This window comes from Nocardioides szechwanensis, from assembly GCF_900103935.1.
GTDB lineage: Bacteria > Actinomycetota > Actinomycetes > Propionibacteriales > Nocardioidaceae > Nocardioides > Nocardioides szechwanensis.
In genome coordinates, this window is sequence record NZ_FNIC01000010.1 from 80,151 (window position 1) to 104,010 (window position 23,860).

Consider the following 23,860-nt stretch of genomic DNA (forward strand, 5'->3'; position numbering starts at 1 on the left):
TCATGATCGACCCGCGCATCCTCCGAGACGACCCAGACCGCGTACGAGCCGCCCAGGCCAAGCGTGGGCTGTCCGACGACGTCGTCGACCGGGCCCTCGCGGCCGACAAGGCCCGCCGCGCGGCGATCGCGACCTTCGAGGCCAAGCGCGGCGAGCAGAAGAGCCTCGGCAAGCTCATCCCCCAGGCACAAGGTGACGAGAAGCAGGCGCTGCTCGCGCAGACCAAGACCCTCTCGGCCGAGGTCAAGGAGGCCGAGGCCGCCCAGACGGCGGCCGAGGAGGAGTGGCAGCAGGCGCTGCTCTCCATCCCCAACCTGGCCGCCGACGAGGTCCCGGCCGGGGGTGAGGACGACTTCGTCGTGCTCGAGACCATCGGCACCCCGGCGGAGTTCGACTTCGAGCCGCGCGACCACGTCGAGCTCGGCCGGATCCTCGGCGCGATCGACCTCGACCGCGGCGCCAAGGTGTCGGGCTCGCGCTTCTACTTCCTCACCGGTGTGGGCGCCGAGCTGGAGTTCGCCCTGATCAACCTCGCCAACGAGACCGCCCGCGCCTTCGGCTTCACCCAGGTGATCGCGCCGTCGATGGTCAAGCCGCGCGCGATGGACGGCACCGGCTTCCTCGGCCAGGCCGCGGACGACGTCTATCGCATCGAGGGCCAGGACATGTACCTCGTGGGGACCTCCGAGGTCCCGATGGCGGCCTACCACTCCGACGAGATCCTGGACGGCGAGTCGTTGCCGCGCCGCTACGCCGCGTTCAGCCCCTGCTTCCGCAAGGAGGCAGGCTCGCACGGCAAGGACACCAAGGGGATCATCCGGGTCCACTGGTTCGACAAGGTGGAGATGTTCGTCTACACGACCACCGAGGACTCCTACGCCGAGCACCAGCGGCTGCTCGACATCGAGAAGGCGTTCCTCGACAAGCTCGAGCTGGCCTACCGCGTGATCGACGTGGCCGCCGGCGACCTCGGTCTGTCCGCGCAGCGCAAGTTCGACTGCGAGGCGTGGATCCCCACCCAGGGCAAGTACCGCGAGCTCACCTCGACCTCCAACTGCACGGAGTTCCAGACCCGGCGGCTCGACACCCGCGGCCGGTTCGGCAACGACATCCGGCCGATCGCCACGCTCAACGGCACCCTGTGCGCCATGACCCGCGCGATCGTGGCGATCCTCGAGACCCACCAGCAGGCCGACGGCTCGGTGCGCGTGCCTAAGGCGCTCCAGCCCTGGCTCGGTGGGCGCGAGGTCCTGGTGCCGGTCGCCCCGTGAGCGAAGCCTCGAGCTGGACGCCCAAGCTGGTCGCCCTCGACATCGACGGAACCCTGCTCAAGTGGGTCGAGGGTGCCGGTACGACGTACGAGACGATCGAGCAGTCCGTCTACGACGCCGTCCACCGCGTCCTCGACGCGGGTGCCCACGTGGTGCTCGCCTCGGGCCGCTCGCCGCACGGCATGACGCCCATCGCCGAGATGCTCGACCTCCGCGGCCAGCTCATCGACGGGGACGACGACCGGGTCTGGGTCGTGGCCAGCAACGGCGCCGTGGTCTTCCGGCACCCGCCGCTCGAGGTGGTGCACGAGGTGACCTTCGACGCCTCCTCGGCGGTCGCCGCCGTCCTGGAGCACCACCCCGAGGCGCTGGTCGCGGTCGAGGAGCGCGGGGTCGGCTACCGCGTGAGCAAGCACTTCCCGGTCGGTGAGCTCTCCGGCGACATGATCCTGACCGACGTCGAGGACCTCGTGAAGGGCCCGGTCAGCCGCGTGATCATCCGCGACCCGGCGGCCACCGCCGAGGAGTTCGTCGCGCTCGCGGCCAAGCTCGGGCTCCACGGCACCAACTACGTCGTGGGCTGGACGGCGTGGCTCGACCTCTCGCCGGTCGGCGTCTCCAAGGCGTCCGGGCTCGAGCACGTCACGGACAACCTCGGTCTCACCAAGCACGACGTGCTCGCCATCGGCGACGGCCGCAACGACATCGAGATGCTGCAGTGGGCCGGTCGCGGGGTCGCGATGGGCCAGGCCGTCCAGGACGTCATCGACGTCGCCGACGCGGTCACCGAGTCGGTCTACGAGGACGGCGCCGCCATCGAGCTCGACCGCTGGTTCGGGTGAGCCGGCTCCCGGCCCTGATCAGCACCGACCGGCTGCGCCTCGTGCCGGTCACGATGGCCGACGCCGCCGACATGCTGGCCGGGCGCCACCAGGACCGCTGGCACCCCGACTACCCGCGCCCCGACGACCTCGACGCGGCGACCATGGTGCGCGAGGACGACACCTGGGGCCCCCGGCACATCGTGCTCGGGCGCCTGGCGGTCGGTGGCATCGGCTGCTTCGGGCCGCCGGACGACGGCGAGACCCAGGTGGGCTACGGACTCGTCGAGGCCGCCCGCGGCTCCGGGGTCGCGACCGAGGCCCTGCGTGCCCTGACCGCGGAGACCGACCGGCTCGGCGTCCGGCTCCGGGCCAGCGTCGAGCCCGGCAACCGGGCCAGTGTGCGGGTCCTCGCGAAGTGCGGCTTCACCGAGCTGCGCGGAAGCGACGAGGACGGCAACCTCGTCATGGCCCGGCCGTTGCCCGTCCACCCGGCCCCGTGACTGACGCCGTGAGCGGGCTGCCGCGCCTCGTCGCGACCGACCTCGACGGCACCCTGGTCCGCTCCGACGAGACCGTGTCCCCGGAGTCCGCACGGGTCCTCGCCGAGCTCGACCGCCGCGGCATCCCCGTCGTCTTCGTCACCGCCCGGCCGCTGCGCTGGATGGACGAGCTCTGGTCGATGGTCGGGGCGCACGGTCTCGCCGTGGTCTCCAACGGCGCGATCCTCTACGACGTCACCCGCCGCGAGGTCCGCGAGGTGGTCGGCATCGACCGGGAGGCGGGGCTGCGCCTGGTCGAGGCGATCGCCCGGGCGGTGCCGACGGCGGGCTTCGCCATCGAGCGCGTCGACGGGCTCCGGCAGGACGAGCGCTTCGTCGACATCCACCGCGCCGACGGTGCCCTGCGGGGCGCCCTGGCCGACCTCTGGGACACGACGGCGGTCAAGCTGCTCGTGCAGGACCTCGAGGCGGACCCGCACATCTTCCGTGAGGCCGTGGTCTCCGCGGTCGGCGACAACGCGGTCGCGACCTGGTCGGTCGACCATCTCGTGGAGATCAGCGCCCCGGGCATCACCAAGGCAGCGACCCTGGCCCGGGTCGCCGCTGGGCTCGGGGTCGACGCTGCGGACGTCATCGCGTTCGGCGACATGCCCAACGACCTGGCGATGCTCGGCTGGGCCGGTACGTCGTACGCCATGGCCAACGCGCACCCCGACGTCCTCGCCCTCGCCGACCACGTGGCGCCCGCCAACGACGACCACGGTGTCGCCCGGGTCCTGGCCGACGTGTTCTCCGTCAACTGGCCCCCGCCACCCCCCATCTGTTGAGATGGACCCCGTGTCAGCCGTCGTACGCCGCCTCCTGGTCGCCGCCTTCGTGGCGGCGTCGTTCGTGACGATCGGTGCCACGCCCGCCCAGGCGGCCTGCACCTGCTCCACGCCGACCACGATCATGGAGAGCATCAAGGCGTCCGACGCCGTCTTCACCGGCACCGTGGGCGAGGTGACGGTGACCGAGCCGACCGGTCAGGCGGGGCAGGCGGCGGAGGCCGTCATCACCAACGCCGTGACCGCCGACCGCTTCTACAAGGGCACGCTCGACGGGCCCGACCAGGTCGTGCGCACCACCCCGCGCACCCAGGCCACGTGCGGCCTCGGCCAGCTCAAGACCGGCTCCCGCTACGTCTTCATCGTGCAGGCCGCCGCGCCCGGCGACACCGTGGCCCCGTGGGTCGACGACGGCTGCTCCGGCACCCGCCTCGAGACCGCAGCGCTGGTCACCCAGGTCGAGGGCGTGCTCGGCAACGGCGACCCTGCGGTGGCTCCGGAACAACCTTCGGCCGTGCTCACCGACGTCGACACCTCCGAGCCCACGACGCTGGGCCGGGCCGCGGCGCCCGGGCTCGCACTAGTGCTGATCGGGCTGCTCGGCCTGGTGCTCGTACGCCGGCTCAACTCGCGCCGCAACTGAGCTCCTAGAGGTACATCCCGCCCGAGCCACCGGGGCGGTGGTCGTCGTCAGGCTGCTGACCGGCGTCGGCCGACGGGGGCCCGCCGCCCATCCCGGCGGGCAGCGCGCGGCGCATCTGCTCGAACTGGGCGCGTGCGGCCATCTGCTGGGCGTACATCGCGGTCTGGATGCCGTGGAAGAGCCCCTCGAGCCAGCCGACGAGCTGGGCCTGGGCGATGCGGAGCTCGCCCTCGGACGGCGTCGCGTCCTCGCTGAACGGCAGTGTCAGCCGGTCGAGCTCCTCGACGAGCTCGGGGGCCAGGCCGGCCTCCAGCTCCTTGATCGAGGACTGGTGGATCTCCTTGAGCCGGTTGCGGCTCGCCTCGTCGAGCGGGGCGGCCTTCACCTCCTCGAGCAGCTGGCGGATCATGCTGCCGATCCGCATCACCTTGGCCGGCTGCTCGACCAGGTCGGTGAGCGCGCGCTCCTGGACCTCGTCGTCGCCCTCGCCGTCGTCGCCGTGGGTGCCGTCCGCGCCGGACTGGGTCAGGGCGGAGGCGGGCACCGTGCCGATCGGCTTGCCGTCAGGCCCCACGATGACGACCTGCTGCTCCTGCTCTTCGGGCTGCTCGCTCATGCGCTCCACCCTATGCGGCGCTCCGAACGGGCGATCAGACGGTGAGGACGATCTTGCCCAGGTGCTCGCCGGACTCCATGAGCGCGTGGGCGGCGGCGACGTCCTCGAGCGGCATCGTGCTGTGTACGACGGGCCGCACCAGGCCCTCGGCGACCAGCGGCCACACGTGCTCGACCAGCGAGGCGCAGATCGCGGCCTTCTCGGCGACCGGCCGCGAGCGCAGCGACGTGGCGATGACCGCGCCGCGCTTGCGCAGCAGCGCGCTGATGTCGAGCTCGCCCTTGGTGCCGCCCTGCATCCCGATGATCACCAGGCGGCCCTGGAGGGCGAGTGCCTCGACGTTGCGGCCGAGGTACTTCGCGCCCATGTTGTCGAGGATGACGTCGACCCCGGCCCCGTCTGTGCGGTCGCGGACCACCTGGACGAAGTCCTCGTCGCGGTAGTTGATGGTCACGTCCGCGCCGAGAGCCGCGCAGGCGGCGAGCTTGTCCGACGTACCCCCGGTGGTGAAGACGCGCGCCCCGAGCTGCGAGGCGAGCTGGATCGCGAAGGTGCCGATGCCGCCGGCGCCGCCGTGCACCAGCAGGCTCTCGGTGGGCTGGAGGCCCGCGACCATGAACACGTTGGACCACACGGTGGCGGCCACCTCGGGGATCGCGGCCGCGGTCACCAGGTCGACCCCGTCGGGCACCGGCATCACCTGGCCGGCCGGTACGACGACCCGCGACGCGTAGCCGCCTCCCGCGAGGAGCGCACACACCTCGTCGCCGACCTCCCAGCCGTCGACCTCGGCGCCGAGCGCCGCGATGGTGCCGCTGCACTCGAGGCCGATCACGTCGGAGGCGCCGGGCGGCGGCGGGTAGAAACCCTGGCGCTGGAGGAGGTCGGCGCGGTTGACGGCGGTGGCGGCGACGGTGATCGCGACCTCGCCCGGGCCCGGCTCGACGTCGGGCACGTCGGAGACGGACAGGACCTCGGGGCCACCGGCTCCGGCGGCGATCACGGCACGCATCCGCGCAGTCTGTCAGTCCTCGACGTCGTCGGGGTCCTCGGCCTTTTCGACATCCTCGAAGTCCTCGAGGCTCTCGCCCGTGTGGTCGACCGCGCTGTCGTCGGGCACCGGGTCGTCGATGTCGACCGGGTCCCGGAAGCCCGCGGGTCGGTCCCAGCCCTCCGCCAGCGTCTGGGCCAGGGCGGCGAGCTGCTCGACCTGCTCGGGGTCGGCGTCCTTGGAGCCGGCCGCGAAGCCGAGCAGGTAGGTGGTCACCGGCCCGGCGGCGTGCTCGACGTTCTCGGCCGCGATCCGGGTGAGGTCCTTGAGCAGTCCCTCGTCCACTTCCGCCTCGAGGTCGAGGACATCGCAGAGCTCGTCGATCCAGTCGTGGAGGTTCACCCCCACAGACTGGCCAGTCACGGGCCGTAGCCGCAACCCCATACCGGCGATCTGCGCCAATCCGGGCTGTGACTTCGGCCGGGAGATCAGCCCAGGTCGCGCAGGTCGGCCCAGGTGTCCACGTCGCGGTGCTCCTCGCCGCGCGACTCCACGTCGACCAGGTCGAGCTCCGCGAGCAGCGCGTGGAGCGCCAGGTCGTGCTGCCCCTCGTGGTCGGGCCGCACCGCGTCGAGCCGCGCCACGTCGACGACCAGGGCGAGCTGGCGCCGGCCGTCGGGGTCGACCAGCACCGCGCCGTCGTGGCCCGGCGTCGCCTCGAGCAGGCGGCGGAACGTGCGGGCGTCGACCCGCGGCATGTCCACCGCGAGCACGGCGAGGCACGGCGTCGTACGCAGCAGCGCGTCGCGCCCGGTGAGCAGCGCGGCCACCGGTCCGCCGTACCGCGGGCTCTCGAGGGTGAACGTGACCGGCCGCTCGGTGTGCACCGGCTCGCCGACCACGACGATCTCGGTGGCGTCGATCAGGGCGTCGACCGCATGGGCCAGCAGGGTCCGTCCGCGCACCTCGACCGAGGCCTTGTCGACGCCGTCGAGCCGGGCGGCGCGGCCGCCCGCCAGGATCACGGCGCTGAAGGCGCTCAGGCCGGGTTCGACGTCCACGGGGCGAGTCTGTCACCGCCATGACACCACTGGCGGGTGGGTGGCAGGCTGGTGTGGTGACCCCCACCAGCAACGAGCTCCGGATCGCGCTCGTCCAGGAGGCCGCGGGTCTCGACCCGGCCGGCAACCGGGCCCGCCTGGAGGCCGCGACACCCGCCGGCACGGACCTGGTGGTCCTCCCGGAGGCCTTCGCCCGTGACTTCGGCGACGCCGGCTCCGACGTGGGGCCGTACGCCGAACCGCTCGACGGGCCGTTCGACCGCGAGCTCGCGCGGGTGGCCGAGCTGCGCGGCACCACGCTGGTCGCGGGGATGTTCGAGACGAGCGCCGACCCGGAGCGCCCGTGGAACACCCTGCTCGTCCGGGGCGCCGCCACGGCGTCGTACCGGAAGATCCACCTGTACGACTCCTTCGGCTACCGCGAGTCCGACCGGCTCACGGCCGGCGAGACCGAGCCGGTGCTCGTCGACGTCGCGGGCTTCTCGGTGGGGCTGATGACCTGCTACGACCTGCGGTTCCCCGAGCTGGCCCGGGCGCTGGTCGACCGGGGCGCCGAGGTGATCGTCGTCCCCGCTGCCTGGGTCGCCGGCCCGCGCAAGGTCGACCACTGGCGCACCCTGGTCCGGGCCCGCGCGATCGAGAACACCGTCTTCGTGGCCGCTGCCGGGCAGCCGGGGCCGCGCTATACGGGTCACTCGCTGGTCGTCGACCCGATGGGCGACGTGCTCGCCGAGGCGGAGGACGGCCCGGCGGTCCTCACCGCCACGCTGCGCCGGGACGTCCTCGACGAGGCCCGCCGTACCAACCCCTCGCTGGCTAACCGCCGTCTGTAGCCTCTTTCCCCGTGTCCAGGTCCTCCGCACGACGTCGCGCGCCCCGCGCCCGGCCGGCTCCGCGGCGGGTCTCGCGGGAGGCCTTCGAGACCCTCGGGCGCAGCCGGCTCCCGATCGCCGGTTTCGCCGTGCTCGTGCTGCTCGGGCTCGCCGCCCTGGTCGCCGGGATCGTGTCGCTGGGTCCTGACTGGCTGCCCGGCGCGGGTGCGGTGGCGGTCGCCAGTGCCTACTCGTGGGCGCTCGCCGCGCGCACGGGCGGCCGGCCGGTGGTCTACGGCACGCTCGCGGCCGTGCTCGGCGTGGTCGTCCTGGTCAGCGACGAGGACTACCTGCGCACCGGCGCCGCCGTGATGACCTGCGTGGTCTCCGCCGTGCTCGGCGTGATGGCGACGGTGCCTGCGGTGCGCTTCGTGCACGCCGTGCGCGAGTCCGTGATCGCGCTGGTGATCGCGGCGATCGGCGCCCTGGCCACGGTCGGCTTCGAGCCGGCGATCACCGTCGTGGGCTTCGAGTACGCCACCTTCGGCCTGGCCCTGGTCGGCGCGTTCGCGGTCGTCTACCGGCTCGGCGCCGGCCTGCACGGCCTGGGCCGTCGCGGGGTCGCGGTCGTCGTGATCGGCATGGTGGTGCTGGCCTTCACGCTGCTGTACGCCGAGCTGCTGCGGCGCTACGGCACCCCCGGGCTGGTCGAGTCCCTGCTCGACGTCGTGCGGTGGAGCCGGTCCAACATCGGCGCCTTCCCGCGGCCGATCGAGACCGTCCTGGGGATCCCCGCCCTGGTCTGGGGCTGCCACATGCGGGCGCGCCGGCGCCAGGGCTGGTGGGTCTGCGCGTTCGGCGTCGCCGCCACCTCCGCGGTCGCCAACTCGCTGGCCAACCCGGCGATCACCCTGCGCGAGAGCAGCCTGTCGGTGCTCTACGGCCTGGTCGTGGGCCTGCTGATCGGTCTCGTGGTGATCCGGGTCGACCTGGCCGTGACCGGCTCCCCGACCGGTTCGCGGGGCCGTCGCAGCCGCCGCGACGAGGAGGCCACCGCCGTGCGCCCCGAGCCGGCCCGCACCAGCGCGCTGCTCTGATGCGGACTACCTGCCAGTAACGGCTAGCGTGCCGAGCATGGCCCGTGAACAGGTGACCGAGATCCTCGCCGAGATGGTGGCCAACGTGCTGTCCCTGCCGGTGGCCGCAGGCGACACCGTCGTGCCGGGGGACATCGTCGTACTCCTGGAGTCGATGAAGATGGAGATCCCCGTGCTCGTCGAGGTCGCCGGCACCGTGAAGGCGGTCCGGGTCGCCCCCGGCGACGTCGTCCAGGAGGGCGACCTCCTGATCGAGCTCACGCCCGACGCCTGACCCGGCAGGGCTCCTGGCAGAGGGGGCGGGATTCGAACCCGCGGCTGACATCTCTGCCAGCGACCGCTTTCAAGGCGGTTCCGATCGGCCACTCCGGCACCCCTCCGTGCACGCCACGGTGCAGGACGGCGTACGACGACGCAGTCTAGGCGGGTGCCGGGTCGCGCCTACTCGGAGCCGCCGAGCTCGAGCTCGACGTCGTCGTAGACCATGTCGTGGATCCGCTGGACGTGGCGCCCGATGTCGATCAGCAGCCGCCTGAGCTCCTGGCGCACCGGCTCGAGCTCCGCGCTCTCGAGCACCGCCGGCCCGAGCCCGCCCAGCCGGGCGAGCAGCGCGTTGCGCTCGCGGAACGCCGTGCCGCCGCGGGCGGCCAGCCAGCCGTCGTCGGGGGTGTTGGTGAGCCCGATCAGGGCGTCGCGGACGACGCCCATCCGCTGTCGCACCACCCAGCGCCAGTTGCCGAGCGCGATCCCGTCGAGGAGGGGCGCGTCGAGCGCGGCCTCGAGGGCGCGCAGCGCGGTCGTCATGCCTGTGGTCATGCCTGATGTGGTGGTCATGCCAACCTCCCGGGAGTCCCGGTGCGGGGATTCGAGCATGACTCCCCGAACGCCTCGCGACAAGGCCGATTGGCCCTCGATTTCGGTGTCTTGTTCAATCATCCCCATGACCCCCACCGATGCGTCCGACTATCGGCTGTCGCGCCCCCTCGTCGCCCGCTTCGTCGGTGCCTACCTGGTCGCCTTCGCCCTCGTCGTCTTCGTGGCCACGGCGGTCGTCGCCGTCACCGAGGTCGCGCCCGACGTGCTGGTGGTCCTCCTGGTGGCCGGGCTGCTCGGCCTCGCCGGGGTGAGCGCGTGGCTGCGCGGCAAGGCCTACGTCGTACGCCTGGACCAGGACGGCTACGAGGTCGGGATGATCCGCGGCGCAGGCGTGAAATGGGCCCAGTGGAGCGAGGTCGAGGACGTCGTCACCGCCTCGCCGCGCGACATCCCGTGCGTGGTGCTGCGCCTGCACGACGGGCGGACCACCACCATCCCGGTGGAGGCGCTGGAGGTCGACCGGGAGCAGTTCGTCCACGAGCTGAGAGCCCACCTCGACCGCGGTCAGGGGCTGCGCCCGCTCTAGGACCCCGGGGTGATTGGTCCTGCGCCCGCGAGCCCTTGTAGCCTGTGCGGGCTGTCCCGGCACGCCGGGTATTGCGGAGGAGGCGTCGCCTAGTCCGGTCTATGGCGCCCGCCTGCTAAGCGGGTTTGGGGCTACAACCCCATCGAGGGTTCAAATCCCTCCGCCTCCGCCAGCGTCGGGTACCTTTCGTCATCGACGGAAGGTCCTCGTCGTACCCGCACACCCGTGCCGCCGCCCGCCTCGAGGGCCGGCCCGGGAGCCGCCGCATTGCACAGACCTGCATTGCAGGATTCTGCAATGCACATATATGAAGCAACGTAACCCTCACGCTGCATCGGTCCCAGCGACCAGACTCTGAGCACGGGCCATTCCGTGGGCCCTACTACAGAAGGTGGGACTCCCCATGAACATCGCTCGCAAGATCGGCATCACGGTCGCCGCAACGGCCCTCTCGCTGGGTCTCCTCGGAGTTTCGGCGCCTGCCCAGGCAAAGGACAGCAGCTGGGGCTGCGGCGGCTACTGCCGCGTCGCCCGCTGACCTGGCCTCACACCCCTAGAGCTTGAGACCCGGACCCAACTGTCCCCCCACTTGTTGGGCCCTCGCGCCACTCCCCCCGGCCGGTCTCAGAAGAGTGAGGGCGGTGACTCGATCCAGACTCGAGTCACCGCCCTCCTCGCATTTCAGCACACTGTGCGTCGTTCGGCCAGAGCGTGACCCGCTCCTGATCCGCCGCTGATCCGCCGCTGTGAGCGCTCAGTCGCCGTCCTCGGTGCCCGAGACGCCCTGCTGGCCCATCGTGTAGCCCAGCTGGAAGCGAGTCTCGGACTCGTACTCCTCCTTGAGGTCGGCCACGTAGCCGGCGTAGGTGCGCGGGCTGACCCCGAGCCGCTTGGCGCTCACGGGGTCGGAGTGGCCCTCGATCAGCATCCGGATCGTCATCGCCCGCTGCTCGGCGGCGATGTCCTTCATCATCGAGGTCTCGCGGTTGGTGAAGGGGCGCGCCCGCTCCCACGTGCGCTCGAAGATGTCGACCAGGTAGGCCACCACCGACGGCTCGCGGATGGCGATCGCCACCCGGAGGTCCTCGCGGCCCGGGATCACCGCGATCCGCCGGTCGAAGACGATCATCCGGTTGAAGAACTCGTCCAGGGTGCGCACCTCGGCCCCGCGGGCGGTGACGGCAGCGACGTACTTGTGGGTGATCGAGCTGCGGCGGGCGCTGTGCTGGTAGAGGGTGCGCATCTTGGTGCCGCGCTCCAGCATCTGGGTGTCGCGCAGCGCCGCGGCGGCGAGCGACTGGGCGTCGCGCCCGGTCTGGGGCTGCGCGGTGAGCATCTCCTCCTCGCACTCGGAGACCAGGCCGGTGAGGAAGGGGCCGATCGCCTCGTCGTGGATGTGCGTAAACGGGCCGCGCGCCGACGCCATCGGGGAGCGCCTCCACGACTGGGACAGGCCGCCGAAGACGCGGGCCCAGTGGGAGGACTCCTCGAGGAGCTTGGCGCCCTCCTGGCTCAGCGGCGAGACGACGCGTGACTGCACGCTGCTGGGGTCCTCCGGGACCCAGGTGCCCGACTCCTTGTCGAGCTGGACCAGGCCGAGGTCGACGAGCAGGTCGAAGGCCGGCCGTTCGGGGGCTTCGGGCGCGATCCGGGCGTCGTCGGCGGTGATGCCGCCCTGACTGACGATCGACTCGAACAGCACTGCCGAGCCGGACTCGAACAGCGCGCGCTCGTCGGGACCGTACCCGTCCACGAACCTCCCCTTCCGGTCTCCCACCAAGACCCGAGACCTTGCATGATTCCACAGACCACGAGGGCCCCGCCCAGGTGGACGGGGCCCTCGTGCGTGAGGTGAGACGGGTCAGACCCCGAGGCGCGCCTTCAGGGCGTCGAGCTCGGTCCACAGGACGGCCGGGAGGTCATCGCCGAACTTCTCGAACCACTCCTGGATCTGCGGGATCTCGGCCTTCCACTCCTCCGGGTCGACCGTCAGCGCGGCCTCGAGGGCCTCCGCGGACAGGTCCAGCCCGTCGACGTCGAGGGAGCCCGGCGCCGGCACGTGGCCGATCGCGGTCTCCACCGCGGCGGCCTGGCCGTCGATGCGCTCGACGATCCACTTGAGGACGCGGCTGTTCTCGCCGAAGCCGGGCCACAGGAAGCCGCCGTCGCTGCCATCATCGTTCTTGGCCCTGCGGAACCAGTTGACGTAGAAGATCCGCGGCAGCTTGGCGGCGTCGTTGTCCTTGCCGATGTTGATCCAGTGGCCGAAGTAGTCGCCGGCGTTGTAGCCGATGAACGGCAGCATCGCCATCGGGTCGCGGCGCACGACGCCGACCTGGCCGACCGCGGCCGCGGTCGTCTCGCTGGACAGGGTGGCACCCAGGAACGTGCCGTGGGTCCAGTCACGGGCCTCGAAGACGAGCGGCACGGTGGTCTTGCGGCGACCGCCGAAGAGGATCGCGTCGATCGGGACGCCGCGCGGGTCGTCGTACTCGGGAGCGAGGATGTCGCACTGCTTGATCGGCGTGCAGTAGCGGCTGTTGGGGTGGCTCGACAGCTCCGTGCTGTCGGGGGTCCAGGGCTCGCCCTTCCACGACGTGGCCTTGGCGGGGGTGTTCTCCAGGCCCTCCCACCAGATGTCGCCGTCCTCGGTGAGGGCGACGTTGGTGAAGACCGAGTTGCCCTTGTTGATGGTGCGCATCGCGTTGGGGTTGGTGTGCTCGTTGGTGCCCGGGGCGACGCCGAACAGGCCGTACTCCGGGTTGACCGCCCACAGCCGGCCGTCCTCGCCGATCCGCATCCAGGCGATGTCGTCGCCCAGGGTCTCGACCTTCCAGCCGGGCACGGTGGGGGCGAGCATCGCCAGGTTGGTCTTGCCGCAGGCGCTCGGGAACGCCGCGGCGACGTACTTGACGACACCCTCGGGGCTGCTGAGCTTGAGGATCAGCATGTGCTCGGCCAGCCAGCCCTCGTCGCGGGCCATCACCGAGGCGATGCGCAGCGCGTAGCACTTCTTGCCGAGCAGGGCGTTGCCGCCGTAGCCGGAGCCGTAGGACCAGATCGTGCGCTCCTCGGGGAACTGCACGATGTACTTGGTGTCGTTGCAGGGCCACTTGACGTCGGCCTGGCCCTCGGCGAGCGGGTGGCCCACGGAGTGCACGGCCTTGACGAAGCTGGCGTCCAGCTCCTCCATGCGGCGCAGCACGTTGCTGCCCATGCGGGCCATGACCCGCATCGAGGCGGTGACGTACGCCGAGTCGGTGACCTCGATGCCGAACATCGGCCGCTCGGCCTCGAGGTGGCCCATCACGAAGGGGATCACGTACATCGTGCGGCCCTTCATGCACCCCTCGTAGAGGCCGCGCATGATGCCCTTCATCTCCTCGGGCGCCATCCAATTGTTGGTGGGTCCGCAGTCCTTCTCGTCGACCGAGCAGATGTAGGTGCGGTCCTCGACGCGCGCGACGTCGATCGGGTCGGAGGCGGCGTAGAAGGAGTTGGGCTTGATCGCCGGGTTGAGCCGGGTGAACGTGCCGGTCGAGACCAGTGCCTCGGTGAGCTCGGTCCACTCCTCGTCGGAGCCGGTGCACCAGTAGATGCGGTCGGGCTGCGTCAGCGCAGCCACGTCGGCGACGAAGTCCAGGATCCCCCGGTGGGTGGTGGGCTGGGTCTGCGCCTGGTCGTTCTCGGTCCGAGCCTGAGTGTCGGCTGTCATACCTGGTCCCTCTCGCGGCGAAGCGGAATGCGGTGGAGGTCGTCCGGCGCCATTGCCCGACGAGATGGGTGGGGCGAGGCTAACCCGGCTCGTCGCGACCGCATATTGGAACGTGCCAAGCACAACGGCGACGGCCCGGACCCCCCTGGTGGGGGATCCGGGCCGTCGTGGAGCAGATCGGTCGAGCTCTGCCTGAGGTCAGTCCGACTCTTGCTCGAGCGCCTCGGCGACCCGGCGGTGGGCCTCCCAGATCGCCTCGGGCATGTTGTCGAACAGCGCGAGGTGCTCCTCGCGGTGCGCCATCTCCTGCTGCCAGCGGGGCTTGTTGATGCTCAGGATGGTCTTCAGGTCCTCGGCCGAGATGTCGACGCCCTCGAGGTTGAGCTCCTCCTCGGTCGGGATGATGCCGACCGCGGTCTGACGACCCTTGACCTCGCCGTTGCGCAGCTGGAGCAGCCACAGCAGCGGGCGCAGGTTGTCGCGGTAGCCGGGCCACAGGAAGTGACCGTCGTCCGGGTCGCGCTGGAACCAGTTGACGTGCGCGAAGATCGGCTGGTCGGTCGCCGCCCCCACGATGTCGAGGTAGTGCTGCGCGTAGTCGCCCTCGCCGTACGCCATGAACGGGCGGTTGGACATCGGGTCGTAGCGGAGCACGCCCTCCTTGCCCTCGGCGGCGAAGGTCGCCTCGGCACCCAGCGTCAGGCCGTCGTAGACGCCCTCGGCGAGGTCGTGGATGGCGCGGATCAGCGGCTCGCGGTCGCGGGTGCGGCCACCGAAGATGATGGCGTCGATCGGCACGCCGGAGGCGGCGTTGTAGTCGGTGGCGATGTTGGGGACGTTGTCGAGCGTCGTCGTGAACCGGCTGTTGGGGTGTGCCCACGGCAGCTCGGCCTCGCCGCGCTCGCGGTCGGCGATCGGAGAGCCCGTCCAGTCGAGCCAGCCGGCGGTGTTGGCGGGCGGCTGCTTGGTGCGGCCCTCCCACCAGACCTCGCGCGTCTGCGGGTTGTAGGCGATGTTGGTGAAGATCGCCTGCGTCCCCTCGGCGATGGAGGCCAAGGCGGTCGGGTTGGTGCCCTCGTTGGTGTCCTTGGCGACGCCGAACACGCCGTACTCGGGGTTCATGCCCATCAGCCGGCCGGTGGACTCGTCGACCCACAGCCAGGCGATGTCGTCGCCGTAGAACGACACGTGGTAGCGCTCACCGAGCGCGTCGGGGGCCAGCATCATCGCGAGGTTGGTCTTGCCCGAGGCACTCGGGAAGCCGCCGCAGATGTGGTAGTCGGTGCCGGTCTCCTTGTCGTGGATCCCGATGAGCATGTACTGCTCGGCGAGGAACTTCTTGGAGGCCCAGCCGTCGTAGGCGCCCTGGCGCAGGCCGTGCGCGATCTTGCCGAGCAGCGCGTTGCCGCCGTACGACGAGCCGAAGTGGAGGATGGTCCGCTCGTCGGCCACGGTCACGAAGTAGCGCTGGTCCTCGGGGGTGCCCTGGCCGAGGTGCTCCAGGTCGCCGGTGACGTGGACCGCGCGCACGAACTGGCTCGGGTCGTCGAGGTCCTCGAGGAACTCCGGGCCCACGCGCGACATCCGGATCATGTGCAGCACGACGGTGCGGGTGTCGGTGACCTGGACGCCGGTGGCCCAGGGAGCCAGCTCGTTGCCCGGAGGGGACATCAGGTAGGGGATGACGTACATCGTCTTGCCCTCGAAGGCGCCACGCATCCGGTCGTGCAGGAGCGGCTTCATCTCCGAGGCGGGGCGCCAGTTGTTGTAGACGCCCTTGTCCTTGGGGTCGTTGGTCGCCACGATCGTGCGCTCCTCGGAGCGCGCGGTGTCCTTGTGGTAGCTCCGGGAGTAGTAGCGGCCCTCGCCGGCAGGCTCGAGCTCGCCGGCGTCCAGCGCCTCCTGGATCAGCCGTGCGTCGTCCTCTGCGCTGACCACCTCGACGCGCTCGGCGCCGGTGAGGTCCGCGTAGAAGCGGACGTACTCGAGGACATGGGGGTTCTTCAGTCCGGCAGCCTCCAGGGCCGCCTCAACATCTGCCATTCTGCGTGGCTCCCTCTCGTGGAACTGCCGTTTGTGACGCCGGGCTTCTCGCCCGTCCGCCGGGGGACTCGCGGTCATGCTACTTGAAGAGTTCTGCAACTCATGTAGTCTGCACACTCCATGAGACGCATTGGGAAGGAGGGTCCCATATGAGTCCGGTGCCTCTCTACCAGGCCAAGGCCGATCTCTTCCGCACGCTCGGCCACCCGGTCCGCGTCCGGGTCCTCGAGCTCCTCGCCGAACGCCCCAAGCTGGTGCGCGAGTTGCTCTCCGACCTCGGGATCGAGCCCTCCAGCCTGTCCCAGCAGCTGGGGGTCCTACGGCGCTCCGGCCTGGTGACCTCCTCGCGCAGCGGCACCGCCGTGGTCTACAGCCTCAACACCCCTCACGTCACCGAACTCCTCGCCGCCGGCCGGCAGATCCTCACCTCCGTCTGGACCGACACCGAGGGACTCCTCGCCGAGCTGCGCGACTCATCCTGATCCTGATTTCGTGCCGCTCCTAGGTGTCGGATAGTCTCTTCGAGTCCTCGCCTCGGTGCGGACATGCGCCTGTAGCTCAACGGATAGAGCATCTGACTACGGATCAGAAGGTTTGGGGTTCGAATCCCTACAGGCGCGCAAGACTTCGAGACCCTGCCCTGCCGATGCGCAGGGCAGGGTCTCTGTCTCGGTCCTAGCGCGAGGCGGGTCAGCCGGCAGTGCGGATGAGCTTCTTGTTGACGAACTCCTCGATGCCGTAGCGCCCGAGCTCACGGCCGAACCCGGACCGCTTGACGCCGCCGAACGGCGTCTCGGCCGCGTCGAGCCCGACGCCGTTGACGTAGACCATGCCCGCGTCGATCTGGTCAGCCACCCGCTGGGCCTGCTCGGCGTCGTCGGTGAAGACGTAGGAGCCGAGGCCGTAAGGCGTGTCGTTGGCGAGGCGCACGGCGTCGTCCTCGTCGGCGGCGCGGAAGACCATCGCGACCGGGCCGAAGAGCTCTTGGCGGTACGCCGGGTTGTCGGCCGCGACCCCGGTCAGCACGCCGCTCGGGTGGAAGGCGCCGTTGCGCTCGCCGGCGCACGCCAGGGACGCGCCGCTGGCCACCGCAGAGTCGACCTGCTCGGCGAGGTGTGCGGCGGCGCTCTCGGAGACGAGCGGGGAGCCGGGTGACGCCGTCAGCAGGGCCTGGGTGAACCGGGCGGTGAACTCGTCGTAGAGCTCGTCGAGGACGATGAAGCGCTTGCCGGCGTTGCAGGCCTGGCCGGTGTTCTCCATCCGGGCTGCGACCGCGGCCTCCACGGTCGCGTCCATGTCGGAGGAGCCCAGAACGACGAAGGGGTCGGACCCCCCGAGCTCGAGCACGACCTTCTTGAGGTGGCGGCCCGCGATCTCCGCGACGGCTGCGCCGGCACGTTCGGAGCCGGTAAGCGAGACGCCCTGCACGCGGGGGTCGGCGATGATGCGCTCGACCTGCTCGTGGCTCGCGTAGACGTTCACGTAGGCGCCACGAGGGAACCCCGCGTCCAGGAAGAGCCGCTCCAGCAGGGCGGCGGAGCGCGGGCACTGCGGCGCGTGCTTCAGCACGATGGTGTTGCCCGTGGCCAGGTTGGGCGCGGCGAACCGCGCGACCTGGTAGGCGGGGAAGTTCCACGGCATGATCCCGAGCAGCACGCCGAGGGGGCTGCGCCGGACCAGGGCGGTGCCCTCTCCGCCCACGAGCTCGATCGGCTCGTCGGCGAGGAACGCGGAGGCGTTGTCCGCGTAGTAGTCGAAGATGTCGGCCGCGAAGTCCACCTCGCCCTCGGCGTCCTCGAGCGGCTTGCCCATCTCCTCGACCATGGCCGCCGCGAGCTCGGGGGTCCGCTCGCGGTGGAGCCTGGCGACCTCGTGCAGCAGCGCGGCGCGATCCGCCACCGACGACGTCCGCCCCCAGGTCGTGTATGCCGAGGCGGCGGCGTCGACGGCGGCGGAGACCGCGGCGTCGTCGGCGCTCGGGAAGGTCGCCACGAGGTCTCCGGTTGCGGGGTTCAGCACGGCGTACTCGGTCATGGGGTGCTCCTGTCAGCAGGGGGAGGCGGTCGGGTTCAGCGCACGGCCTCGACGTCGGAGGACAGACGCTGGGCGAGCCAGACGGGAATGGTGGAAAAGATGATCAGCACGACGGCCACGACGTTGACCACCGGGGCCTGGTTGGGGCGGAACATGTTGTTGAGGATCCAGATCGGCAGCGTGTTGGCGCCGTTGCCGGCGGTGAACGTGGTCACGATGATCTCGTCGAAGCTCAGGGCGAAGGCCAGCATGCCACCGGCCAGAAGTGCCGAGCGCATCTGCGGCAGGGTCACCAGGCGGAACGTCGTCAGCACGCCGGCGCCGAGGTCCGCGGAGGCCTCCTCGAGGCTGGTGCCCATGCGCCGCAGCCTGGCCTGCACGTTGTTGGAGACGGTGACGATGCAGAAGGTCGCGTGGGCGATGATGATGGTCCAGATCGACAGGTCGACGCCGAGGATCGTGCGGAAGCCGTTGCTCAGCGCGATGCCCGTGACGACTCCGGGCAACGCGATCGGGAGGATCACCAGCAGGTTCACGGAGTGCTTGCCGAAGAAGGAGTACCTCTGGAGGGCCAGCGCGAGCAGGGTCCCAAGGAGGAGGGCGATCGCGGTGGCCGCGGCCGCGACCTGGAGGCTGGTGACGAGGGCATCGCGCGCACCGACGCTGTCCGCGGCCCGACGCCACCACTCGAAGGTGACGCCGTCCAGGGGCCAGGTCATCGACTGGCTGGGGTTGACCGAGTTGGCGACGACCACCAGGAGTGGCACATAGATCAGTGCCAGCACGCCGAAGGTGAGTCCCGCCAGCATGCGGCGCGCGGTGCGGCTGAGGTTCATCAGAGGTTCTCCAGGGCGCCGGTACGACGGATCGCGGCGAGCAGCACGACCATCACCACGATCGGGATCATGGCGATCGCCGCGGCGAGCGGCAGGTTGTTGGCGGCACCGGCGTTGACGAAGACGAGGTTGCCGAGCATCTGGTTGGCCCCGCCGACGATGTTGACGGTGATGTAGTCGCCCATGGTCAGCGAGAACGCGAAGATGCCCCCCGCCAGGATGCCCGGGACGAGCAGCGGCAGGACGACGGAGCGCAGCACCATTCCGCTGTTGGCGCCGAGGTCGCCGGCCGCCTCGAGCAGCGAGTCCGGGACCCGCTCCAGCGCGGCGAAGACCGGCAGGATCACGTAGGGCAGCCAGATGTAGGCCTGGGTGATCACGACCGCGGTCAGTCCGTAGCCCGGCGACCCGAGACCCGACCACTCGGCCGGGCCGCCCTCGGAGAGCACCACGCGCCAGGCGAACACCTTGACCAGGTAGCTGGCCCACAGCGGGGTGAGTACGGCGACCACCAGCATCCGCCGCAGCCGGGGGGAGGCCACCTTGGCCATGTAGAAGGCGATCGGCAGTGCGATCGCCACGTCGATCACCGTCACCGCCAGCGCGACGCCGATGGTGCGGACCGTGACGTCCCGGTACACCTGGTTCTCCACCAGGGTCCGGAAGTTGTCGAGGGTCCACGTGCGGTCGATCTCGCTGCTCAGGCTGTCCACCGACCACAGCGACGTGATCAGCAGCGCAGCCAGCGCGACGACGTAGATGAGCAGCATCCACGCGAGCGGGGCCGAGAGCAGGAGGCCGAGACGCAGCCACACCAGGCGGTGCAGCAGCCGGGAGCCCGGCCGGGCCACCGGCGCCCGCAGAGCGGGGTCGGTGGTACGGCCGGTCCGGCCGTCGGCGGCGGGGGTGGAGGTGGCCATGGTCAGCCCTTGATCTCCGTCCATGCCTGGGTCCACTGCGCGTAGTCGGTGCACTCGACGTCGGTGCGGCCGTCCAGGCACTCCTTGATCGGGGTGCGCCAGAACCACAGCTGCTCGGCGTACTCCTCGTCACCGGCGTGGAAGGTCTCGCAGTGGTTCGGGTCCGCGGTCTCCTCGCAGGCTGCGGGGCTGTTGGGCGCCTCGCCGAAGTACTCGGTGGCCTGGGCGTTGGCCTTCGGGGTCAGGATGTAGTCCATCCATGCGTAGGCGCAGTTGGGGTTCTCCGACTGCGACGACAGCATCCACGTGTCGTTCCACGCGGTCGCTCCCTCGGTCGGCAGCGTGACCTGGACGTCGGCGTTCTTGATGTTGTTCTTGATGACCTGCCAGGTGGTGCCCACCACCGAGTCGCCGGTCTCGAACGCCTGAATCTCCTTGAGGTAGTCCGACCAGTACTCGCCGACGTACTTCCGCTGCTCCTTGAGCAGGGCCACGGCGGCGTCGAGCTGCTCCTCGTCGAGGGCGTAGGGGTTCTCGATGCCCAGGTCGGGCTGGGTCTTCATGAGGTAGAGCGCCGCGTCTGCGATGTAGATGGGCGAGTCGTACGCCGTCACCTTGCCTTTGTTGCGCTCGAGCTCCTCGGTGTCGAAGACGGCACCCCAGGACGTGGGTGCGGAGTCGAAGTTCTTCTCGTTGTACATCAGCAGGTTGGCGCCGTAGCCGTGCGGGACGCCGTAGTTGACCCCGTCGACGGTGTTCCACTCGCTGTCCTTGAGGAAGTCGAAGACGTTCTCGTAGTTGGGGACCAGGTCGGTGTTGACCTCCTGCGCCTCGTCGGACGCGATCAGCCGCAGCGACAGGTCGCCGGAGGCGGCGATGACGTCGTAGTCGCCGGTCTTGGCGAGGTTGAGCGCCTCGTCCGAGGTGCCGTAGACCTTGCTGGTCACCTCGCAGCCGGTGTCCTTCTCGAACGCGGTGACCCAGTCGACCTTCGGGTCGTTGCTGCCGTCCTCGACGTAGCCCGGCCACGCCAGGATGGAGACCTGACCCTCCATCTCGCCGAGCTCCTCGACGGCGTCGGTCTCCTTGTCCTCGTCGCTGCCGCAGCCGGCCAGCACGGAGACCGCGAGCACGGACAGGCAGGCCATGGTGACGCGGCCGCGCCAATGGGTGGGTTTCATCGTGATCTCCGATTCCTCGTTGGGTGTGTGGTGCGTGGGTGGTTGCTCAGGGGGCGGCGGCCAGAGGGACGACGTCGGCGCGCGCGAACCGCACGGTGACGGCGTCGCCACGGTGCGCGGCGGAGTCGAGGGACCCCGTGTACTGCTCGAGGGCCACCAGCTCGAGCCCGTCGTCGGTGCGCAGGTGCACCCGGTTTCCGGTCCCGAGGTAGATCGTCTCCACCACGACCGCGTCCAGCCGGATCTCGTCGGCGGTGGTCGGCTCGGCGGAGGTAGGTGTGATCCGGAGCCGCTCGGGGCGCACCGCGTGCTCGGCGCGGACCCCGAGGAGGCGCTGCGAGGTCGCAGCGTCGAAGAGGTTGGTGGTGCCGACGAACCCGGCGACGTAGGCCGAGCCGGGGGTCTCGTAGATCTCCCGTGGCGTGCCGAGCTGCTGGATGCGGCCGGCGTCGAAGACCGCGATCCGGTCGCTCAGCGTTAGCGCCTCCTCCTGGTCGTGGGTGACGAAGACGAAGGTGATGCCGAGGTCGCGCTGCAGCTGCTTGAGCTCGACCTGCATCTGCTCGCGCAGCTTGAGGTCGAGCGCGCCGAGTGGCTCGTCGAGCAGCAGCACCCGGGGCTCCAGCACGATGGCGCGGGCCAGGGCGACCCGCTGGCGCTGCCCACCGGAGAGCTGGTGGGGGCGCCGGCCGCCGAGCTGGCCGAGGCGCACCGTGTCGAGAGCCTGCTCGGCCCGGCCGCGGCGATCCTTTCTGCCGATGCCGCGCACCCGCAGGCCGTAGGCCACGTTGTCCAGGACGCTCATGTGGGGGAAGAGCGCGTAGTCCTGGAAGACGGTGTGGACGTCGCGCTCGAACGGCGCGGCCCGGGTGACGTCGGTGCCGCCGAGCCACACGGTGCCGGCGGTGGCGGTCTCGAAGCCGGCGATCAGCCGCAGCACCGTGGTCTTGCCCGAGCCGGAGGGGCCGAGCATCGAGAAGAACTCGCCGTCCGCGATGTCCAGGTCGACGCCGTCCACCGCGGCCACGTCCCCGAACTGCTTGCGCAGGCCGCGCAAGGAGATCGCTGCGGTCGCGGCGGCGTCGCCGGAGGTGGCCACGGTCGACGCGTCCGCGCCGGTCGGGAGTGACATCTGGCAGGGCCCTTCTTCCAGTCCATGTGAATGACGCGTTAACATATGAGTTCAGAGTTCAAGACGCAAGGGCTTGCGCAAGGATGGTCGGCAATCGTCATCCACACGTAACGCGACAGGAGTCCCACGTGGCCGTGCCGTTCTACGGGCGGGCCTCGGCGGCGGTGTTCTCGCCGCTGGAGTCGATGAGCCGCTCCGAGCTGGTCGTGTGCCGCCTCATGGACGCGATCGCGCTCGGATTGCTCCCCGACGCCGAGCAGCTGCCGGGCGAGATGGACCTGGCCAGCATCTTCGGCGTCTCGACCGTCACCGTGCGCGAGGCGCTTTCCGTGCTGCGCGCGGAGGGCCTGATCGAGACCCGGCGCGGGCGCGGCGGCGGCAGCTTTGTGCGCGCCCCCGAGGACGGCGTCAACCGGCTGGCCCGGCGGCGGCTCGACGGGCTCGCCCTCAGCGAGCTGCGGGACCTCGGTGACGTGTACGCCGCCATCAGCGGGGCCAGCTCGGCGCTGGCCGCCCGGCGCTCCAGCCCGGACGACCTCGTCCGGCTGGGCCGAGTCGCCGACGCGCTGGCCGCCGCGGACACCGCCGACGCCCGGCGCCGCGCAGACGGGCACTTCCATATCGAGGTCGCGGCAGCCGCCCAGTCGCCCCAGCTCTACCACGAGGAGGTGCGGCTCCAGGCCGAGTTCGGCACCCTGCTGTGGATCGCGTTCGGTGACGACTCCAGCCATGCCCAGATGGTCCGCAGCTGCCGCGCGGTGGTGGCCGCCATCGCCGAGCGCGACCCCCGGGCCGCTCGCGAGGCTGCCGAGCAGCGGGTGGCCGACTCCACCGCGCGCCTGATCGACTACCGACTCAACGAGGACCTGACATGAGCCCGCAGACCCCTCCCGACGTCGAGCGGGTCCGGTACGCGGTCGAGGACGTCGTCAGCCACGCGCTGGACCTCGTCGACCGCATCGTCGCGGCCGTCCAGCCGGTCCTGGCCGCACAACCGGCCCCCCGCCGGTCGGACCTCGCCGTGGTGGAGCCGGTCGTCGCGCCCGTGCTGGCCGACCTGGACCAGCCGGTCCAGGGCGCCGGGTTCGTCGCGGCCGTGGGTCTGCTCGAGGACGCACGGTGGTGGCTCGAGTGGTTCGCCCGCGACCCAGACGGCCGCGTCCAGCGCCTGGTCACGCACTCCGAGCCGCAGGCCATGGGGTTCTACGACTACGAGTCCCTGCCGTGGTACCTCGTGCCGAGCACGACCGGCCGTCCCCACGTCACCGGCCCCTACGTCGACTACGTGTGCACCGAGGAGTACACGCTGACGTTCAGCTCGCCCGTCATGGTCGGTGACCGATTCCTGGGGGTCGCCGGCGCCGACATCGCGGTCAAGAGCGCCGAGCAGCGACTGCTCCCGGCTCTGTGCGCGGCTGACCGGCGCCTCGCCGTCGTCAACGACGACGGGCGGATCCTGTCCAGCAACGATGGCCGCCACGTGTGCGGCGACCTGCTGCCGGACGCCGACGCGCGGGCGGATGCGGCTCACCCCGTGGCGGGCGTGCCGCTGTCGATCGTGACGTTGTCCGACTGAGCGAGCAGGCGGGGCAGACCCCTAGGGCGTGTCTCCTAAAGACAGCGGGGTCGGTCCGGGATTGTTGACTCATGTCGCGTTCTGCTGTGCTGACTGACGCTCAATGGGCTCGGGTCGAGCCTCTGATGCCCTCCTCTGACGGGCAGCGGGGACGGCCGTTCCGCGATCACCGGCAGGTGATCGAAGGCATCGTCTACCGGCTCCGGACCGGGGTGGCGTGGCGGGACCTGCCGGAGTCCTTCGGGCCGTGGCAGACGATCTGGAAGCGTCACAAGCGGTTCAGCACGGACGGAACCTGGGACAAGATCCACGCTCGTCTGGTCGCTGAAGCCGACGCTGCTGGCGCCGTGGAGTGGAACGTCTCGGTCGACTCCACGAT

27 protein-coding genes and 3 tRNA genes are annotated in these 23,860 nt (G+C 70.7%); 16 read left to right on the forward strand and 14 right to left on the reverse strand.

Annotated elements, in window-relative coordinates; all coding sequences use genetic code 11:
• Window positions 1-2 precede the first annotated feature (2 nt).
• Genes serS through BLR90_RS19095 form a run of 5 tightly spaced genes read left to right on the forward strand, consistent with a single transcriptional unit; the run spans window position 3 to window position 4,065 of the window.
• Window positions 3-1,271, forward strand: a complete 1,269-nt coding sequence (gene serS / locus BLR90_RS19075) for a serine--tRNA ligase (RefSeq protein WP_091026824.1) — start codon at window positions 3-5, stop codon at window positions 1,269-1,271.
• Window positions 1,268-2,113: an HAD family hydrolase gene (locus BLR90_RS19080; RefSeq protein WP_091026825.1), complete on the forward strand. Its 846-nt coding sequence runs from the start codon at window positions 1,268-1,270 to the stop codon at window positions 2,111-2,113. The genes serS and BLR90_RS19080 overlap by 4 nt, the downstream gene beginning before the upstream one ends.
• Complete coding sequence (locus BLR90_RS19085; RefSeq protein ID WP_245715409.1) at window positions 2,110-2,595, forward strand: GNAT family N-acetyltransferase; 486 nt, start codon at window positions 2,110-2,112, stop codon at window positions 2,593-2,595. The genes BLR90_RS19080 and BLR90_RS19085 overlap by 4 nt, the downstream gene beginning before the upstream one ends.
• Window positions 2,592-3,422 carry an HAD family hydrolase gene (locus tag BLR90_RS19090; RefSeq protein ID WP_245715410.1) on the forward strand — a complete coding sequence of 277 codons (831 nt, stop codon included), beginning with the start codon at window positions 2,592-2,594 and terminating at the stop codon, window positions 3,420-3,422. Before BLR90_RS19085 ends, BLR90_RS19090 begins: the two co-directional genes overlap by 4 nt.
• Window position 3,423: 1 nt before the next feature.
• On the forward strand, window positions 3,424-4,065 hold the full coding sequence (locus BLR90_RS19095) for a hypothetical protein (protein WP_091026826.1): 642 nt from the start codon (window positions 3,424-3,426) through the stop codon (window positions 4,063-4,065).
• A gap of 4 nt (window positions 4,066-4,069) precedes the next feature.
• Here the strand turns inward: BLR90_RS19095 and BLR90_RS19100 are convergent, their stop codons facing one another.
• From BLR90_RS19100 to mobA, 4 genes are all read right to left on the reverse strand, one after another.
• Window positions 4,070-4,681: a bacterial proteasome activator family protein gene (locus tag BLR90_RS19100; RefSeq protein WP_091026827.1), complete on the reverse strand. Its 612-nt coding sequence runs from the start codon at window positions 4,679-4,681 to the stop codon at window positions 4,070-4,072.
• Window positions 4,682-4,715: 34 nt separating this feature from the next.
• On the reverse strand, window positions 4,716-5,693 hold the full coding sequence (locus BLR90_RS19105) for an NAD(P)H-quinone oxidoreductase (protein WP_091026828.1): 978 nt from the start codon (window positions 5,691-5,693) through the stop codon (window positions 4,716-4,718).
• 12 nt (window positions 5,694-5,705) lie between these two features.
• Window positions 5,706-6,074 (reverse strand): DUF6457 domain-containing protein, encoded by a 369-nt coding sequence (locus BLR90_RS19110; RefSeq protein WP_091026829.1) that lies wholly within the window; start codon window positions 6,072-6,074, stop codon window positions 5,706-5,708.
• A gap of 86 nt (window positions 6,075-6,160) precedes the next feature.
• A complete protein-coding gene (mobA, locus tag BLR90_RS19115; protein ID WP_091026830.1) occupies window positions 6,161-6,733 on the reverse strand; it encodes a molybdenum cofactor guanylyltransferase in 573 nt (190 codons plus the stop codon).
• Between the two features lie 56 nt (window positions 6,734-6,789).
• On the opposite strand from mobA, the gene BLR90_RS19120 reads away from it, so the two are divergent.
• The 3 genes from BLR90_RS19120 to BLR90_RS19130 are packed head-to-tail and all read left to right on the forward strand — an operon-like array spanning window position 6,790 to window position 8,916.
• Window positions 6,790-7,566 (forward strand): carbon-nitrogen hydrolase family protein, encoded by a 777-nt coding sequence (locus BLR90_RS19120; RefSeq protein ID WP_246813541.1) that lies wholly within the window; start codon window positions 6,790-6,792, stop codon window positions 7,564-7,566.
• A gap of 11 nt (window positions 7,567-7,577) precedes the next feature.
• The gene (locus tag BLR90_RS19125) at window positions 7,578-8,642 is read left to right on the forward strand and encodes a hypothetical protein (protein WP_143016271.1); all 1,065 of its coding nucleotides are present in this window, start codon (window positions 7,578-7,580) and stop codon (window positions 8,640-8,642) included.
• A gap of 37 nt (window positions 8,643-8,679) precedes the next feature.
• Window positions 8,680-8,916 carry a biotin/lipoyl-binding carrier protein gene (locus tag BLR90_RS19130; RefSeq protein WP_091026832.1) on the forward strand — a complete coding sequence of 79 codons (237 nt, stop codon included), beginning with the start codon at window positions 8,680-8,682 and terminating at the stop codon, window positions 8,914-8,916.
• A gap of 14 nt (window positions 8,917-8,930) precedes the next feature.
• Here the strand turns inward: BLR90_RS19130 and BLR90_RS19135 are convergent.
• Together BLR90_RS19135 and BLR90_RS19140 are read right to left on the reverse strand one after the other, a co-directional pair.
• Window positions 8,931-9,022 (reverse strand) — tRNA-Ser (locus BLR90_RS19135).
• 61 nt (window positions 9,023-9,083) lie between these two features.
• The gene (locus BLR90_RS19140) at window positions 9,084-9,476 is read right to left on the reverse strand and encodes a hypothetical protein (protein ID WP_091026833.1); all 393 of its coding nucleotides are present in this window, start codon (window positions 9,474-9,476) and stop codon (window positions 9,084-9,086) included.
• A 106-nt stretch (window positions 9,477-9,582) separates the two neighbouring features.
• Here BLR90_RS19140 and BLR90_RS19145 point away from each other — a divergent pair, with 106 nt between their 5' ends.
• The 3 genes from BLR90_RS19145 (at window position 9,583) to BLR90_RS21705 (ending at window position 10,582) form a co-directional block, all read left to right on the forward strand.
• A complete protein-coding gene (locus tag BLR90_RS19145) occupies window positions 9,583-10,044 on the forward strand; it encodes a hypothetical protein (protein ID WP_091026834.1) in 462 nt (153 codons plus the stop codon).
• 78 nt (window positions 10,045-10,122) lie between these two features.
• Window positions 10,123-10,216 (forward strand) — tRNA-Ser (locus BLR90_RS19150).
• 231 nt (window positions 10,217-10,447) lie between these two features.
• Complete coding sequence (locus BLR90_RS21705) at window positions 10,448-10,582, forward strand: hypothetical protein (RefSeq protein WP_281245432.1); 135 nt, start codon at window positions 10,448-10,450, stop codon at window positions 10,580-10,582.
• Window positions 10,583-10,798: 216 nt separating this feature from the next.
• On the opposite strand, the gene BLR90_RS19155 is transcribed toward BLR90_RS21705, so the two are convergent.
• The 3 genes from BLR90_RS19155 to BLR90_RS19165 all read right to left on the reverse strand — a co-directional run bounded on the left by BLR90_RS19155 (window position 10,799) and on the right by BLR90_RS19165 (window position 15,802).
• Complete coding sequence (locus BLR90_RS19155; RefSeq protein WP_091026835.1) at window positions 10,799-11,797, reverse strand: phospholipase D-like domain-containing protein; 999 nt, start codon at window positions 11,795-11,797, stop codon at window positions 10,799-10,801.
• Window positions 11,798-11,905: 108 nt separating this feature from the next.
• Window positions 11,906-13,759: a phosphoenolpyruvate carboxykinase (GTP) gene (locus tag BLR90_RS19160; RefSeq protein ID WP_091026836.1), complete on the reverse strand. Its 1,854-nt coding sequence runs from the start codon at window positions 13,757-13,759 to the stop codon at window positions 11,906-11,908.
• Between the two features lie 198 nt (window positions 13,760-13,957).
• Complete coding sequence (locus BLR90_RS19165) at window positions 13,958-15,802, reverse strand: phosphoenolpyruvate carboxykinase (GTP) (protein ID WP_091026837.1); 1,845 nt, start codon at window positions 15,800-15,802, stop codon at window positions 13,958-13,960.
• A 149-nt stretch (window positions 15,803-15,951) separates the two neighbouring features.
• Between BLR90_RS19165 and BLR90_RS19170 the strand changes: the two genes are divergently transcribed.
• Window positions 15,952-16,284: an ArsR/SmtB family transcription factor gene (locus BLR90_RS19170; RefSeq protein WP_091026838.1), complete on the forward strand. Its 333-nt coding sequence runs from the start codon at window positions 15,952-15,954 to the stop codon at window positions 16,282-16,284.
• Between the two features lie 65 nt (window positions 16,285-16,349).
• Window positions 16,350-16,422: transfer RNA gene (locus tag BLR90_RS19175), tRNA-Arg, on the forward strand.
• Between the two features lie 70 nt (window positions 16,423-16,492).
• Here BLR90_RS19175 and BLR90_RS19180 read toward each other — a convergent pair.
• From BLR90_RS19180 to BLR90_RS19200, 5 genes are read right to left on the reverse strand one after another with little or no spacing between them, the layout of a single operon-like run.
• On the reverse strand, window positions 16,493-17,836 hold the full coding sequence (locus BLR90_RS19180; protein ID WP_091026839.1) for an NAD-dependent succinate-semialdehyde dehydrogenase: 1,344 nt from the start codon (window positions 17,834-17,836) through the stop codon (window positions 16,493-16,495).
• Between the two features lie 35 nt (window positions 17,837-17,871).
• A complete protein-coding gene (locus tag BLR90_RS19185) occupies window positions 17,872-18,672 on the reverse strand; it encodes an ABC transporter permease (RefSeq protein WP_091026840.1) in 801 nt (266 codons plus the stop codon).
• On the reverse strand, window positions 18,672-19,592 hold the full coding sequence (locus tag BLR90_RS19190) for an ABC transporter permease (protein WP_091026841.1): 921 nt from the start codon (window positions 19,590-19,592) through the stop codon (window positions 18,672-18,674). The genes BLR90_RS19185 and BLR90_RS19190 overlap by 1 nt, the downstream gene beginning before the upstream one ends.
• A 2-nt stretch (window positions 19,593-19,594) precedes the next feature.
• A complete protein-coding gene (locus tag BLR90_RS19195) occupies window positions 19,595-20,773 on the reverse strand; it encodes an extracellular solute-binding protein (RefSeq protein ID WP_091026842.1) in 1,179 nt (392 codons plus the stop codon).
• Between the two features lie 46 nt (window positions 20,774-20,819).
• The gene (locus BLR90_RS19200; protein WP_091026843.1) at window positions 20,820-21,905 is read right to left on the reverse strand and encodes an ABC transporter ATP-binding protein; all 1,086 of its coding nucleotides are present in this window, start codon (window positions 21,903-21,905) and stop codon (window positions 20,820-20,822) included.
• Between the two features lie 128 nt (window positions 21,906-22,033).
• Here BLR90_RS19200 and BLR90_RS19205 point away from each other — a divergent pair, with 128 nt between their 5' ends.
• From BLR90_RS19205 to BLR90_RS19215, 3 genes are all read left to right on the forward strand, one after another.
• The gene (locus BLR90_RS19205; RefSeq protein ID WP_218029459.1) at window positions 22,034-22,780 is read left to right on the forward strand and encodes a FadR/GntR family transcriptional regulator; all 747 of its coding nucleotides are present in this window, start codon (window positions 22,034-22,036) and stop codon (window positions 22,778-22,780) included.
• Window positions 22,777-23,481, forward strand: a complete 705-nt coding sequence (locus BLR90_RS19210; RefSeq protein ID WP_091026845.1) for a cache domain-containing protein — start codon at window positions 22,777-22,779, stop codon at window positions 23,479-23,481. Before BLR90_RS19205 ends, BLR90_RS19210 begins: the two co-directional genes overlap by 4 nt.
• A 71-nt stretch (window positions 23,482-23,552) precedes the next feature.
• A partial coding sequence (locus BLR90_RS19215) for an IS5 family transposase (RefSeq protein WP_143016272.1) occupies window positions 23,553-23,860 on the forward strand: 308 nt, incomplete at its 3' end.